Origin of the sequence: Yoonia sp. F2084L, from assembly GCF_023015625.1 — a bacterium.
GTDB lineage: Bacteria > Pseudomonadota > Alphaproteobacteria > Rhodobacterales > Rhodobacteraceae > Yoonia.
Map to the genome: position 1 here is coordinate 1033553 of NZ_JALKAH010000001.1, position 15363 is coordinate 1048915.

At 56.9% G+C, this 15363-nt stretch carries 14 protein-coding genes; 10 read left to right on the forward strand and 4 right to left on the reverse strand.

Annotated elements, in window-relative coordinates; all coding sequences use genetic code 11:
• Positions 1–13: 13 nt before the first annotated feature.
• Positions 14–682 carry an HAD hydrolase-like protein gene (locus MWU60_RS05125; RefSeq protein WP_247226045.1) on the reverse strand — a complete coding sequence of 223 codons (669 nt, stop codon included), beginning with the start codon at positions 680–682 and terminating at the stop codon, positions 14–16.
• A 122-nt stretch (positions 683–804) separates the two neighbouring features.
• Between MWU60_RS05125 and glmU the strand changes: the two genes are divergently transcribed.
• The 3 genes from glmU to MWU60_RS05140 are packed head-to-tail and all read left to right on the forward strand — an operon-like array spanning position 805 to position 4658.
• The gene (gene glmU / locus MWU60_RS05130; protein WP_247226046.1) at positions 805–2148 is read left to right on the forward strand and encodes a bifunctional UDP-N-acetylglucosamine diphosphorylase/glucosamine-1-phosphate N-acetyltransferase GlmU; all 1344 of its coding nucleotides are present in this window, start codon (positions 805–807) and stop codon (positions 2146–2148) included.
• Between the two features lie 3 nt (positions 2149–2151).
• Positions 2152–3975: a glutamine--fructose-6-phosphate transaminase (isomerizing) gene (glmS, locus tag MWU60_RS05135; protein ID WP_247226047.1), complete on the forward strand. Its 1824-nt coding sequence runs from the start codon at positions 2152–2154 to the stop codon at positions 3973–3975.
• Entirely contained in the window at positions 3975–4658 is a 684-nt protein-coding gene (locus MWU60_RS05140; RefSeq protein WP_247226183.1) for a DNA alkylation repair protein, read from the forward strand. Before glmS ends, MWU60_RS05140 begins: the two co-directional genes overlap by 1 nt.
• On the opposite strand, the gene MWU60_RS05145 is transcribed toward MWU60_RS05140, so the two are convergent.
• A complete protein-coding gene (locus MWU60_RS05145) occupies positions 4655–5134 on the reverse strand; it encodes a D-galactarate dehydratase (RefSeq protein ID WP_247226048.1) in 480 nt (159 codons plus the stop codon). The genes MWU60_RS05140 and MWU60_RS05145 overlap by 4 nt on opposite strands.
• Before the next feature lie 85 nt (positions 5135–5219).
• On the opposite strand from MWU60_RS05145, the gene moaA reads away from it, so the two are divergent.
• Entirely contained in the window at positions 5220–6224 is a 1005-nt protein-coding gene (moaA, locus tag MWU60_RS05150; protein WP_247226049.1) for a GTP 3',8-cyclase MoaA, read from the forward strand.
• Positions 6225–6409: 185 nt separating this feature from the next.
• Positions 6410–6727, forward strand: coding sequence for a hypothetical protein (locus tag MWU60_RS05155; RefSeq protein WP_247226050.1), 318 nt, complete (start codon positions 6410–6412; stop codon positions 6725–6727).
• 100 nt (positions 6728–6827) lie between these two features.
• On the opposite strand, the gene MWU60_RS05160 is transcribed toward MWU60_RS05155, so the two are convergent.
• Positions 6828–7991: a M20 aminoacylase family protein gene (locus tag MWU60_RS05160; RefSeq protein ID WP_247226051.1), complete on the reverse strand. Its 1164-nt coding sequence runs from the start codon at positions 7989–7991 to the stop codon at positions 6828–6830.
• Positions 7992–8028: 37 nt separating this feature from the next.
• Entirely contained in the window at positions 8029–9195 is a 1167-nt protein-coding gene (argE, locus tag MWU60_RS05165) for an acetylornithine deacetylase (protein ID WP_247226184.1), read from the reverse strand.
• Between the two features lie 210 nt (positions 9196–9405).
• On the opposite strand from argE, the gene MWU60_RS05170 reads away from it, so the two are divergent.
• The 5 genes from MWU60_RS05170 to MWU60_RS05190 all read left to right on the forward strand — a co-directional run bounded on the left by MWU60_RS05170 (position 9406) and on the right by MWU60_RS05190 (position 15219).
• The gene (locus tag MWU60_RS05170; protein WP_247226052.1) at positions 9406–10410 is read left to right on the forward strand and encodes an ABC transporter ATP-binding protein; all 1005 of its coding nucleotides are present in this window, start codon (positions 9406–9408) and stop codon (positions 10408–10410) included.
• Positions 10403–11446 (forward strand): ABC transporter ATP-binding protein, encoded by a 1044-nt coding sequence (locus tag MWU60_RS05175; protein ID WP_247226185.1) that lies wholly within the window; start codon positions 10403–10405, stop codon positions 11444–11446. Before MWU60_RS05170 ends, MWU60_RS05175 begins: the two co-directional genes overlap by 8 nt.
• A gap of 25 nt (positions 11447–11471) precedes the next feature.
• Positions 11472–13193: a peptide ABC transporter substrate-binding protein gene (locus MWU60_RS05180; RefSeq protein WP_247226053.1), complete on the forward strand. Its 1722-nt coding sequence runs from the start codon at positions 11472–11474 to the stop codon at positions 13191–13193.
• Positions 13194–13265: 72 nt separating this feature from the next.
• Positions 13266–14273 (forward strand): ABC transporter permease, encoded by a 1008-nt coding sequence (locus MWU60_RS05185; protein ID WP_247226054.1) that lies wholly within the window; start codon positions 13266–13268, stop codon positions 14271–14273.
• Entirely contained in the window at positions 14266–15219 is a 954-nt protein-coding gene (locus tag MWU60_RS05190) for an ABC transporter permease (RefSeq protein WP_247226055.1), read from the forward strand. The genes MWU60_RS05185 and MWU60_RS05190 overlap by 8 nt, the downstream gene beginning before the upstream one ends.
• Positions 15220–15363 lie beyond the last annotated feature (144 nt).

Below are 15363 nucleotides of genomic sequence, written 5' to 3' on the forward strand. Positions count from 1 at the left end.
TGATAAGGCCAATTCAGCCGATCAGGCGCGCGACCACATCATCAAGCTGATCATAGCTGTCGATTGTGGCCTCTGGATCAAGTGCCAGCACATCGTCACGCCCCGGTCCAAAGGTCACCAAAACGGATGGCACACCCGCATTGCGCGACGTATCGCGGTCGGTCGCGGTATCGCCCACCAGCAGCGAACGGCCCGTATCACCGCCCGCGCGCCGCACGGCCTCAAAATGGTGTTCGGGGTCGGGTTTGCGCACCGGCAGTGTGTCGGCCCCGACCAGCGAGGCAAATGCATCGCGCACGCCAAGGCTTGTCATCAGAGTTTCGGCCAATCCTTCAGGTTTGTTTGTGGCAATACCGACCGCGTAATCGGCCAAGAGCAGGCGCTCTACTGCCTCCATCGCGCCGGGATACATGACGGTATGGGTATCAATGTCTGCGGCATAAGCGTCCAACAAAACTGGATACTGCGCGTCAACCTCCGCCTTACCGAACCCTTCCACCCGTGAAAAACCCAAGGTCAGCATCGCGCGACCACCCCGCAGCGCGGTCGCGGCGTCTTGGCTGTGGTCCAGCAAATCACCCAAACCCAGCCCACGAAAGCAGGTGTTCGCCGCTGCGATCAAATCGCCGCTGGTGTCGGCCAACGTGCCATCAAGATCGAAAATCACTGTGCGCTTTGTCATGGCCCTGCCTTTTATCTCGCTGACACTCTGTAACGCCATGTAAACTGATGTGAACCCCCATCCCCTTGTGATAATCAAAAAGGGCAGTAGAAGTCGCATCAACAACAAGGTTTGAGGCAGCAATGGCAACCGCACTGATTATCCTAGGCGCCGGCATGGGCACGCGCATGAATTCCGACCTGCCCAAGGTGCTGCATCAGATCGCAGGCGCGCCGATGCTGGTACATGCGATGAAATCCGGTGCAGCGCTTGAACCGGAGCGCACCGTTGTGGTTGCGGGGCATGGGGCGGATTTGGTTGAAAAGGCGGCTAAGGCTTATGATTCCGATGTGACCATCGCTATTCAGTCTGAACAGTTAGGCACTGCCCATGCCGTGAACCAGGCCCGTGAAGCTTTGAAAGGGTTCACAGGTGATGCCTTGGTGCTTTACGGCGACACACCCTTCATTCGCCCCGAAACACTTGCTGCCATGACAGCGGCACGGCTGACCCATGATGTGGTTGTGCTGGGGTTCGAGGCGGCTGATCCGGGACGCTATGGCCGTTTGATCATGCAAGACGATCAGTTGGACCGGATTGTGGAATTCAAGGATGCAACGGATGAAGAGCGCCGCGTAACCCTATGCAATAGCGGTGTTGTTGCCGCAGATAGCGCAACGCTCTTTGATCTGATTGACGCGGTTGGAAACGACAATGCCGCTGGCGAATACTACCTCACCGATATCATCGGCATTGCCCGCGCACGCGGGCTGTCAGCCACTGTGGTGCGCTGTGATGAGGCCGAGACGCTTGGGATTAATTCCCGCGCCGAACTTAGCCAGGCCGAAGCGCTGTTTCAGACCCACGCCCGTGCGGATGCTCAGTCTGATGGCGTGACGCTGACCGCCCCCGAAACGGTGTTCTTCGCGCATGATACGGTGATCGGGCGGGATACTGTGATCGAGCCCAACGTCGTCTTCGGCCCCGGCGTCACCGTTGAATCAGGCGCCACCATTCGCGCCTTCAGCCATTTGGAAGGGTGTCATGTGTCGCGCGGTGCCGTCGTCGGCCCTTACGCCCGTCTGCGCCCCGGCGCGGAACTGGCCGAGAACGTGAAAATCGGCAATTTTGTCGAGGTCAAGAATGCGCAAGTGGCCGAAGGCGCAAAGGTCAATCACTTGTCCTACATCGGCGACGCCGCTATCGGCGCGCGTAGCAACATTGGTGCTGGCACGATCACCTGCAATTATGATGGTGTCTTCAAGCATAAAACGACGATTGGCGAGGATGCGTTTATCGGATCCAACACCATGCTGGTTGCCCCTGTCACCATTGGTGATCAGGCGATGACGGGCAGCGGGTCCGTCGTGACAAAAGACGTACCTCCGGGCGATTTGGCCGTTGCGCGCGCACGGCAGGAAAACAAGGCAGGCTTTGCAGTGCGCCTGTTTGAAAAACTCAAAGCCAGAAAAGCAAAAGGGTCCTAAACCATGTGTGGCATTGTCGGTGTATTGGGCGATCACGAGGCCGCCCCATTGTTGGTCGAGGCGCTTAAGCGGTTGGAATATCGCGGATACGACAGCGCAGGGATCGCCACCATCAACGACATGCGGCTGGACCGACGGCGCGCGGTTGGCAAGCTGGTGAACCTGTCTGACATGCTGGTGCATGACCCGCTGCCGGGCAAAGCAGGCATCGGCCACACCCGCTGGGCGACCCATGGTGCGCCCAATGCAGGCAACGCACATCCGCATCGCGCAGGTAGTGTCGCTGTTGTGCATAACGGGATTGTCGAGAATTTTCGCGAATTGCGCAGTTTTCTGGCCGACCAAGGCGTTGGGTTTGAAACCGATACAGATACGGAAACCGTGGCGCTTTTGGCGAACTACTATCGCGATCAAGGGCTAAGCCCGCGTGACGCAGCAGAGCAGACGATTGCGCGGCTTGAAGGCGCATATGCGCTGTGCTTTCTCTTCGATGGCGAAGACGATCTGCTGATCGCCGCCCGCAAGGGCTCGCCACTGGCGATTGGCTATGGCGACGGTGAAATGTTCGTCGGCTCCGATGCTATCGCGCTCGCACCTATGACCGACCGGATCAGCTATTTGGAAGAAGGCGATTGGGCGGTGATTACCCGCACCAGCGTTGAAATTCGCGATGCGAACGGGGCCATCGCCAACCGTGCGGTCAAAACTATCCAGATTGATACCGCCCGCGTCGATAAGGCCGGGTTCAAGCACTTCATGGCCAAGGAAATCGCCGAGCAACCCGTCGTGCTGCAAGGGGCGCTGTCGCATTACATCAGCGCTGATGGCACGGCGGTGACGATGCCTGAACCAGAGGTCGACTTTGCAAAGGTCGAACGCATGACCATGGTCGCCTGCGGTACGGCATTTTATGCCTGTCTGGTTGCGAAGTACTGGTTCGAGCAGATCGCCGGTATCCCGGTGGAGGTCGATGTCGCGTCCGAATTCCGCTACCGCGAACCACCGGTGACGTCCGGCACTGTGGCACTGTTTGTCAGCCAGTCGGGCGAAACCGCCGATACACTCGCCGCGCTGCGCTACATGGAAGGCAAGGCCGACAAAATCATGTCAGTCGTCAATGTCCCCGAAAGCTCAATCGCGCGCGAAAGCGATATGGCGCTGCCGATTTTGGCCGGAACCGAGATTGGGGTCGCCTCAACCAAGGCATTCACCTGCCAACTGACGACCCTCGCCATCCTTGCTTTGCGCGCCGCACAAATGCGCGGCAAGTTGGGCGATGCTGCACTAGCGGAAAAACTGGTCGCTTTGCGCGCGTTGCCGGGGCTTTTGAACCACGCACTGGGGATTGAGGAGAAGTCCAAAGACATTTCGCGCAAGCTGGCTGAGGCGCGTGATATTCTGTTCTTGGGGCGTGGAGCGATGTATCCGCTTGCTCTTGAAGGTGCACTTAAATTAAAAGAAATCAGCTATATACATGCCGAAGCTTATGCATCTGGCGAATTGAAACATGGCCCCATCGCCTTGGTCGACAAACATGTGCCCGTGATCGTCATGGCCCCCCGCGACAGCCTTTTCGATAAAACCGTATCCAACATGCAGGAAGTCATGGCGCGCGGCGGCAAGGTACTGTTGATCACCGATCAAAAGGGCGCCGATGAAGCGGGCGAAGGCGTTTGGGATATGATCATCATGCCGGAAATTGATCCGTTCCTCGCCCCGATCCTTTATGCGATCCCAGCGCAACTGCTGGCCTATCATACGGCTGTCGCCAAGGGCACGGATGTGGACCAGCCCCGCAATCTGGCCAAGTCAGTGACCGTCGAATGATCACCGCAAAGACAGCAATTGCACAACTGCGCGCTTTGGGTGATCCGGTCAAAGCGGCTGAGATGCACAAGTATCACAAGGTGGACCGCCCCTATCTGGGTATCGCAAATCCGGCGATTGATGAGCACGTGAAAGCATGGCGGGCTGATGTGGATCTTGAACAGCGGTTGGCGCTGGCGAAGGGTCTTTGGAAGGGAAACACCCACGAAGGGCGTATTGCGGCGGCAAAACTGCTTACGCAGGCGCGGATCAGGCCTGATGACGCAGGCGCTTGGGCACTGATCACCGCGTGGGTGCCAGAGTTCGACGCATGGGCCATCGCCGATCACGCCAGCATTGCCGGGCAAAAGCGACTGGTCGCTGACCCATCGCGTTTAGATGAAGTCGAAGTGTGGACAACATCGGATCATATGTGGACCAAACGTGCAGCCTTGGTCATGACCCTGCCCTGGACCAAACAGAACCACCCCAAACCCGCCGATACAGCGATCCGAGACCGGGTTCTGGGCTGGGCTGCGTCTTATGTCACTGATCACGATTGGTTTATACAAAAAGCAATCGCGTGGTGGCTGCGCGAGCTATCCAAGCATGACCCGGACCGGGTGCGCAACTTTCTGGATGCCCACAGGGCTGACATGAAACCCTTTGCCGTCAAAGAGGCCGCGCGTAAACTGCCCGACTAGGGCGCGCCATACACTGTGACTTCCGGCAATGATGTTAAAGGCGCTTCGATCAGGCGCATCGCGGCAAGGCTCATCTGGCTGCCGGACCCTGCGGCACCGCCTGAGGGGCGCAGTTCGATGTTGATCGTCTTGCCTTGGTATTCGACGCGACCAGCGGTGAGCGCGGTCACCAAGGGCGTTTTCAGCCAAATTCCCGGTTCTGCTGGTGGCCCGAGCGATGCAATCGTCGTACCCAGCGCCTGATCATCGCCCGTCGGTTCTTCGGTGACGACAGCCGCATCGCGTTCTGCCTGACTGGTCGTGTCAAACTGCTCGGCGGTGACTGCCGTTACTGGTGGCCGTGGCGGCGGCGTGGGGTTCAGCGTTGGCACGGGTGCGGCAATGGCGGGTGCCGCAGCGGTGCCAAACAGCCCCTGAAATGACGGGGTGGAACAGCCGGCGAGGGCCACGATAGGCAGGATCAAAACTAGTCTCATAGCGTCACCCTATGCCGCCATTTGATGCCATGCAACGGCCCTCATGGCGCTTGCGCAGCGCATCGCCCGTGCTAAGGTTACCAGTATGACAGAGCCATTGATCGACCCGTTTGCCCGCACGATTGAATACCTTCGAGTATCGGTCACCGATCGTTGTGATTTTCGCTGTGTGTACTGCATGTCAGAGAACATGACCTTCCTGCCCAAAAAAGAGCTTTTGACGCTGGAAGAGCTGGACCGCATGTGTTCCGCCTTTGTCCGGCTTGGTGTGCGCAAACTTCGGATCACCGGGGGTGAGCCTTTGGTCCGCCGCGACATCATGACGTTCTTTCAAAGCATGTCGCGGCATCTGGATACGGGCGCATTGCACGAGCTGACGCTGACCACGAATGGCAGCCAGCTTGAGCGCTTCGCCGATGATCTGTTTGCGGCTGGTGTACGGCGGATCAACGTGTCGCTCGACACGCTGGATGAGACGAAATTCGCTGACATTACGCGCTGGGGCCGCCTGCCCCAGGTTTTGCGCGGGATTGATGCCGCACAAAAGGCCGGGTTGCGGGTCAAGATCAATACCGTCGCACTGAAAGGCTTTAACGAGGATGAGCTGGAAACGCTCACCGATTGGTGTGCCTCGCGTGACATGGATCTGACGTTCATCGAAGTGATGCCAATGGGCGATATCGGAAACGAAGATCGGTTTGGGCAATACTGGTCGCTAAAAGACCTGCGCGCTCGCCTTGAAGCACGGTCAACGCTGACCGATTTGCCTGAACGCACCGGTGGACCGGCGCGCTATGTGAGGGTTGAAAATACCGGACAAAAGATCGGCTTCATCACCCCGCTCAGCCATAATTTCTGCGAAAGTTGCAACCGCGTCCGGATCACCTGCACCGGTGAGATATATACCTGCCTGGGTCAGGAAGGGCATTCCGACCTGCGCGCACCGTTGCGCGCGTCCGAGGCAGATATTGACCTCGAAAACGCGATCCGGGCTGCGATCGCACTAAAGCCCAAGGGGCATGATTTTGACTATTCGCGCCAGAAGGTCGACGGGCAGGTCAGCCGGCACATGTCGCATACGGGTGGCTGAGCTTGCAGGCTCATTGCGCCCCGGAACTGCTGCTCCCATGTGACAAAACCTATGCGGGAACGTGCCCAAAGCAAGAATAACTGGCTGACGTCCTATCCTTTAGGACAGAACGCGAGTTTTTCTCTCATGGTGTCCTCGTCATCCCGCTAAGCTATTTTAATGTATAGTAAAGGTTAGCGAGTAACATGTTTAACAAATCCAACGGTAAGATCACCGCAGTCATTTTTTTCACCGCGTTGGCGGTGCCAACCATCACCACCGCAGAACAAATTGAGCTTCGTTCTTACGATGGCTCAGCCAGCATGGCTGGCAAGCTAACGGGCTACAACGACGGCCTCTATCAATTGGAAACAGCGCTAGGCAGCCTGATGATTTCTGCAAGCCGGGTACAGTGTGAAGGCGCGGCATGCCCCTTGGCGTCAACTGTGCTGTCAGATCTCCAAGCTGCGCAGGATGAACAGCTATGTGAGAACGGGATGCCAACCGATATCCTAACCAACTAGGGTCAGGATCCATCTTTGGTAAGCGGGGCAGATTGCCCTCACTTTCGACCGCATGGGCTGTGTTGCTACAACAGGGTTAGTTTTGGCGCAAACCAGCAATTCACCCTGCTGGCATCCTTTGCTCTACGATCTCGGCCCACCATGAACATCCTGCTGGAATAGCTTCATCCGCAAAGTTGTATTCGGGATGATGCACCGACGCCGTATCGCCGTTGCCAACCAGAATATACGCTCCCGGACGCTCTTCGAGCATGAATGCAAAGTCTTCGCCGCCCATCACCAAGGGGGCGTACTCGCATGCCCCGGACACTGATTTTGCCACCTCGGCTGCGAACTCTGTCTGTGCTTCGCTGTTCACCATTATCGGGTAGCCGCGCACATAGTCCACGTCCGCAGTGGCGCCAAATGTCGTCGCTATCCCTTCTGCAATCTCGATCAACCGCTTTTCGGCCAGATCACGCATTCCCGCAGAAAGCGTGCGCACGGTTCCACGCAGATGCACTGTCTGCGGGATGACATTGTGGGCTTTGGATGAGGTCTCAAAGCTGGTGACCGAGACAACCACCTGTTCCACCGGATCAACGTTGCGCGATGCGATTGTCTGCAATGCGATCACGATTTGGCTGGCCACCACGGTCGTATCAATCGTTTCCTGAGGTTTGGCGGCGTGCCCACCCTTGCCTTCAATCGTCATTTCAAACTGATCTGCTGCGGCAAAGAATGCGCCCGGCCGGATCGCAAAGCTGCCGACCGGTTTACCGGGCCAGTTGTGCATGCCGTAAACCTCTTGAATACCCCAGCGGTCCATCATGCCATCGTCACACATTTCCTTGCCGCCACCGCCGCCTTCTTCGGCAGGTTGGAAAATGACCACAACCTTCCCGTCGAAATTGCGGGTTTCAGAGAGGTATTTCGCCGCCCCCAGCAACATCGCGGTATGCCCGTCGTGTCCACAGGCGTGCATCGCGCCATCCACTTTCGACTTGTAGTCGAGCCCGGTTTGTTCGTGAATCGGAAGGGCGTCCATATCGGCGCGCAAACCGATGACTTTGCCTGATGTGTCGCTTTTGCCATTGATCACGCCGACCACGCCGGTGCGCCCGATGCCTGTGACGATTTCATCGCAACCAAATTCCTTGAGTTTTTCGGCAACGATGGCCGAAGTCCGATGCGTCTCAAACAGGATTTCGGGGTTCTCATGCAGGTCGCGGCGCCACGCTGTAATTTCGGGCAGGAGTTCTGCAAAGCGATTCTTGACGGGCATTTTTAGGGCCTCCGGTTAAATATATACATTATGTGGTTCAATCGGCGAGCATGTCCACCAGCCGACCGATAAACGCTTCGCCCTGCTGAAACTGATCCACTGTCACAAATTCATTTGGTTGATGGGCCTGCGCAATATCGCCGGGTCCACAGATCACGGCAGAATAGCCGCGTTCCTGAAATTGGCCGGCCTCGGTGCCATAGCTGACAACATTGCTGGCGTTTTCACCAGTCAGTTGACGCACCATGGCTTCGGCTTTGCCATCTTGTTCGGGGACGAGTCCCGGCACTCTGAAATACTGCTCTGCGGTGATCCCGGCTTCTGGACGGACGGCTTTCATTTCCGCCTCAAGTTCGGCCACTTTCGCGTGAAACCGAGCCTTCCATTCAGCGATATCTTCGCCCGGTACGATGCGGAAATCAAAACCGAAGTGGCAGTCCTTGGCGGTGATGTTATGCGCCGTGCCGCCGCTGATCGTGCCTACATGCAGCGTGGTGTAAGGCGGGAAAAAATCGGCAGACAAATCACTGGGGGTGCGGGCCGCGTTTTCGGCGTTTACCTCATTGGCCCAGTTGATCAGCTTGGCCGCCATCATCACGGCGCTGACGCCGGTGGGGGCAAGTGAGGAGTGCACTTCGAACCCGCGGAAATGCATCTTGTAGCCGATGCCACCTTTATGGCCGGTGACAACTTTCATCATCGACGGCTCCCCCACCAATACAGTGTCCGCACGGGGCAATCCCATGCTAACCATATGGTCGATCATGGGAGGAGCGCCGACGCAGCCGACTTCTTCGTCATAGCTCAGCGCGATCTGTAGCGGTCGTTTTATGCCGCGCTCCAAGGCCAATGGCACAGCCGACAACGCCAAGGCGTCAAAACCCTTCATGTCGCAGGTGCCACGCCCATAAAGCTTGCCGTCGCGCTCGGTTACGGTGAACGGGTCGGTGTCCCATGCTTGCCCATCGACAGGCACAACATCCGTATGACCGGATAGTACAACACCGCCATCGACCTGTGGTCCCACATGGGCATAGAGTGCCGCCTTCGTGCCATCCTCATTGGGCACGCGTGTCGACTTGACGCTAAATCCTGCAAGATAATCCTCAACAAAATCAATCAGTTCAAGATTGCTGTCGCGACTCACTGTCGGATATCCAACCAATCGGTCCATTAATTCACGAGCGCTAAGCGTCATATCTATCCTTTCAAGACAATCCGTATTTCACGCAAGATAGAGCATATCTTGTGCAAAACATGGACAGCGACACTGTGGCGTGTTCATTACTGCACTGTAAACAGGTTTCGACTTGCGGGATCGAAATTTGATGATACCGTCTGTCGCTAAGGTCACCGGCGATTAATAAGTACGGGGCAAAAAAACAAGAATACTGAACCACTTGGGAGGTTCTATATGCCCGATGGGGCGCTGCCTGTCCTGGATGTCCGGGACCTCAAAACTGTTTTTAGAACGCGCGGTGGCGAAGTCCACGCCGTCAATGACGTCAGCTTCTCTTTGAAGCCCGGCGAATTGTTGGGGGTGGTCGGGGAAAGCGGCTCGGGCAAGTCGGTGACGATGATGTCGCTTTTGGGCCTGCTGCCATCGCCCCCTGCTGACGTGCGCAATGGATCGGTCAATTTCGACGGCAAAGACTTGTTACACGTCAGCCCCGAAACCTTGCGCAGTATACGCGGTGGTAAGATCGGTTTCGTGTTTCAGGACCCGATGACCTCGCTTAACCCGGTCTATACCGTGGGTTACCAGATCGCCGAACCGCTGCGCAAACATATGGGAATGAACAAACGGCAAGCCGCTGTGCGTTCGCAAGAATTGTTGGAATTGGTCGGCATTCCTGATGCAAAGCAGCGGCTGGATGATTATCCGCACCAGTTTTCGGGCGGCATGCGCCAGCGCGTGATGATCGCAATCGCGCTTGCTTGCGATCCAAAGGTGCTGATCGCGGATGAACCTACGACGGCACTGGATGTAACCATTCAGGCGCAGATTCTTGAGCTGATGAAAGACCTGCGCGACAAGCTGGGGATGGCGGTGATCTGGATCACCCATGACCTTGGCGTGATTGCGGGCATCGCTGACCGGGTGATGGTGATGTACGGCGGGCAGGTTGTGGAACATGCGCCGGTACATGCGCTCTTTAGCGACCCGCAACACCCTTATACGCGCGCATTACTCAAAACGATCCCGACAATCCAAGGCGAACGGGCGGCCCGTCTGACCATCATCGAAGGCCAGCCGCCGATCATGACCGGACCGCCCATTGCCTGCCCGTTCCGCGATCGTTGTGATGTGGCGTTTGACCGATGCGAAGTGCACAATCCGCTGCGCTATGATCTGGGTGATGGCCATGACGTGGCGTGCTTTTATGATGCCCGCACTGGAGGGCCGCGCGATGTTTGATGAGGTCAAGAAACCACTGGTCAGTGTTCGCGACCTGAAGATGCATTTCCCCATCTATGCCGGCCTGCTGCGCCGCCGCGTGGGCGAGGTGAAGGCGGTCGATGGCGTTAGCTTTGACGTTATGGAAGGCGAAACGCTTGGGCTGGTGGGTGAAAGTGGGTGCGGGAAATCCACCTGTGGCCGTGCGGTGCTGCGTCTTTATGATATAACCTCTGGTTCAATACAGATTGACAACCGCGAGATCGGTCCGACCCCTCAATCGCAACTGCGCAGTATGCGCCCCACCATGCAGATGGTGTTCCAGGACCCGCAAGCGTCACTGAACCCCCGCATGACCGTCGAAGACATCATCAAAGAGCCGCTGGACGAACACACCAAAGGAACAGACGCCGAAAAGCGTGAAAAGGTCGGCGAATTGATGGATGCGGTCGGGTTAAACCGCAAGTTTGCCAAGCGCTACCCGCATGCGTTTTCCGGCGGGCAGCGGCAGCGCATCGGTATTGCCCGCGCGCTGGCGCTGAACCCCAAATTTATCGTTTGCGACGAACCGATTGCCGCCTTGGATGTATCCATTCAGGCGCAGGTGGTGAACCTGCTCGAAGACCTGCAAGAGCAGTTTGGCCTGACCTATCTTTTCATCAGCCACGATTTGTCGATGGTCCGCCATATCGCAACCCGTGTTGCCGTGATGTATCTGGGCAAGATTGTCGAACTGGCCCCGCGCGAGGCGCTTTATGCCGATCCACTGCACCCCTACACCAAGGCGCTTTTATCCGCAGTCCCAGAACCGGACCCCAGCCTTGCACGCGCAACCGAACGCATCATCCTGCAAGGTGATGTGCCATCCCCGTCAAATCCCCCTAAAGGATGCAACTTTTGCACCCGCTGCCCGTCGGTGATGGACATCTGCAAGGATGTGGAACCAGATTACCGCGAGGTGCGCCCTGGCCGGTTCACGGCCTGCCACCTTTACAACGAAACAACCGACGCTGCCGATGCAACGGCAGGTCATGAGGCCGAAGAGCACACAACATGACAAAGACCAACAAGGAGAAGTCAAAATGAAACTCAAAACAGCCCTGATGGGCGCTGTTGCCAGCTTGGTGCTTGCACCGATGGCCTATGCCGATGGGCACGAAGGCGAGCGCGGCCGCGATGGCAATGTTAACATCATCTATTGGCAAGCCGTTTCAATCATGAACCCGTTCCTGTCGGGTGGTACGAAAGACATCGAAGCCGCCAGCCTCGTGCTGGAGCCGCTTGCACGCTACAACGAAGAAGGCGTGATGGTTCCTTATCTGGCGACCGCAATTCCGACCGTCAGCAACGGCGGTGTATCAGAGGATCTGACCTCGATCACTTGGCAGATTGACCCCGATGTTGTCTGGTCTGATGGCACACCCGTCACATCCCGCGATGTACAGTTCACATGGGAATACTGCACCGCTGAAGGCGGTGGCTGTGCGCAGGGTGCCAAATTCTCAAACGTTGATAACGTTGAAATTATTGACGAAAAAACGGTGAAGGTGAACTTCACTGGTCCCGCGCCAAACCCTTATCAGGCGTTTGTTGGCCACGAGTCGCCAATTCTGCAAGCCGCACAATTCGCTGAATGCCTTGGGCCTCGTGCACCGGAGTGCACAGACGCCAACTTTGGCCCAATCGGCACAGGTCCGTTTGTTGTCACAGATTTCCGCGTCAATGACGTTGTGCAGTTTGCGGCGAACGAAAACTACCGCGATCCCGGCAAGCCTGCCTTTGCGACAGTGACCTTCAAAGGTGGCGGCGATGCAACGGCTGCCGGTCGTGCTGTCATGGAAACAGGCGAATTTGACTACGCCTGGAACATGCAGCTGGCACCTGATGTGATTGCTGCTATGGCCGAAGGCGGCATGGGCGTGCCTGTGTCCGCATTTGGGACATTGGTTGAGCGGATCGAAATGAACCTGACCGATCCATCACCAGAACTGGAAGAAGGCGTGCGCTCAACTGTTGCGGCACCGCATCCGTTCCTGACTGATGCCCGCGTGCGTGAAGCACTGTCCATCGCAATCGATCGCGATCTACTGGTTGAAGTGGGCTATGGTCAGGCCGGTCGTCCGACATGTAACCTTGTGCCAGCGCCTGCGCTTTATGCGTCTGACAACACGGCATGCCTGACACAAGACATGGAGCGCGCGAATGCGTTGCTTGATGAAGCAGGCTTTATGATGGGCAGCGATGGTGTGCGTGTGAACGCAGACGGCGTACGTTTGTCGGTTCTCTATCAGACATCCACAAACGCCGTGCGTCAGGATTTCCAAGCCCTGATCAAGCAGTGGTGGGAAGAGATCGGTGTTGAAACCGAGCTGCGCAACATTGATGCGGGTGTCTTCTTTGGTGGTGATCCGGGTTCGCCTGACACATTCCAGCGCTTCTATGCTGACGTTGAAATGTACGCCAACAACTTCCCCGGCACGGATCCACAGGCCTATCTGGGTGCGTATCTGTGCGACAACATCCCGTCGCCAGAAACACAGTGGCAGGGTGAAAACATCAACCGTGTTTGCGATCCAGCCTATGACGCGCTTTGGGCCGAGTTGGCTGCGACAGCTGACCTCGAAGAGCGGGGCCGCATTGGCCGTGAGCTCAATGATATGCTGACCAAGGACAGCAACATCATCGTGCCACTGGTCGATCGTGGCCGTGTGTCTGCACATTCCGTTACACTTGGCGGCGTTGTCCTGAACACATGGGACAGTGAGCTGTGGAACATCGCTGACTGGTATCGCATCAGCGAATAAGCCAACCCGTTGGCCGGGGTCCGCCCCGGCCGACATCCCTTTTTCCGAAAGCCATGTATAAAGGCGTCGTAAATGCTCACCTACACCATCCGTAGATTGCTGCTGTCGATCCCGACGCTTATCTTCATTGCTTTTGTCATCTTCATGCTGCTGGAACTTGCACCCGGCGATCCGATGGCCAGCATGCCCCTTTCAATACCGCCCGAAGTCCGCCAGCAAATGCGCGAAGCGCTGGGTCTGGGAGAACCGTGGTGGATCCGCTTCCCGCTTTGGCTGAACCAGTTCTTTATCGTCGAACCGCAGTATTGGATCGACAACGCCTTTGGCACGAATTTCGCCGATGGTGCCCAGCGCATCATCAGCTTCCAGTCCCGCAGCCCCGTATTTGACGTGATTGCCCAGCGCCTGCCACAGACACTCTGGGTTGTGGCGATGTCCTACGTTGTTGGTGTGCTGATCGCCCTGCCGATCGGGATTATCAGCGCCTACAAGCAGTATTCAGTCTTTGATCAGGCCGGTACTTTCATCAGCATGATCGGGTTTTCCGTGCCACCGTTCTTTTCCGGCGTGTTGCTGATTGTGATCTTCTCGGTGCAATTGGGATGGCTGCCCTCCATCTACGATACAACCTTGGTTGTGAACTCTTGGGACACGTTCACGCAACAGCTTCAGCAGATGATCATGCCCGTGATGGTTCTGGCCTTGCAGACCACTGCACAGGTCAGCCGTTACATGCGGGCATCCATGCTGGACAACCTCAGCCAGGATTACGTCCGCACCGCCCGTGCCAAGGGGATGTCGGAAAGCGTTGTTGTTCTCAAGCATGTGCTGCGCAATTCGATGATCCCCGTCGTGACCGTGATCGCGCTTGGCATCCCGTCTATCTTTGGCGGGGCGATCATCACCGAACAGATTTTCAAGGTGAATGGCCTGGGCCAATTGCTGATCATTGCCTTGCAAGGTTCTGACATTCCGATGGTCATGACGATCACCTTCCTGCTGGCGGTGCTGATCGTCATGATGAACCTGATTGCCGATGTGCTTTACGGCATTCTTGATCCGAGGATCCGCTATGACTGATACAAGCCTCGAAAAAGAAGTCGTTATTGAGAAGCCGCGCAATCAGTGGCTGGATGTTTGGGACCAGTTCCGCACCCACAAGGGCGCTGTCTTTGGTCTGGGGTTCCTGATTTTCATCACCCTGTTTGCGACCATCGGCCCATGGCTGTGGCAAGTCGACCCCGGACGGCTGGATATCCGCAACAAGGACCTTCGTCCGATCTACATGGCGCTTTTCGACGGCGATGCAAAGGTGAGTTGGGCCAACCCGATGGGCACAGACAACCTGGGCCGCGATATCATGGCAAACATCATGCAAGGCGGCCGCATCTCGCTCGCCGTTGGATGGACCGCGATGATTTTGGCGGTGTTTTTGGGGACGCTGATTGGCGTTCTGGCCGGATACTTCCGCCGCCTCGACGGCATATTAATGCGCTTTACCGATCTGGTGCTGTCGCTCCCATTGCTGCCATTGCTGCTGGTCATGATGCTGCTCTTCCGTGATCCGTTGCGGGCTGCCTTTGGGCCAGAGAACGGCATATTCATTTTGATTGTGACAGGCATCGGCATCACCTCGTGGATGCAAACCGCCCGTATCGTGCGCGGTGACGTCATGGCGCTGAAAGAGCGCGAGTTCGTGCTGGCCGCCCGCTCCATCGGTACCCCTGCCCGGCGAATGATCACACGGCACCTGCTGCCCAACGTCTTGTCACCGATTATGGTCTCGGCCACGCTTGGGCTGGCCACCGCCATTATTACCGAAAGCGCGTTGTCCTTCCTTGGCCTTGGCTTCCCGTCCGACTTTCCCACATGGGGCAAGATCCTGTTTGATAGCGTTGACCGGATGACCGCATTCCCCGAGCGCGTGCTCTGGCCCGGTCTGGCGATTTCGCTGACGGTGCTGGCGGTGAACTACATCGGCGACGGGCTGCGCGATGCGTTGGATCCGCGGATCAGAGGGTTATAACAGAAAAAGGTGCAAAGCCGGCGTAGGTCGGCTTTGCGGACAGAGTTGCCATTTATATCACGATTGCTCCGACAGCTCCTGAACTTCACGTTCATGCATTTCTCGTAATTCGGCACGCAACGAAAACCAGATGTATGAGGAATA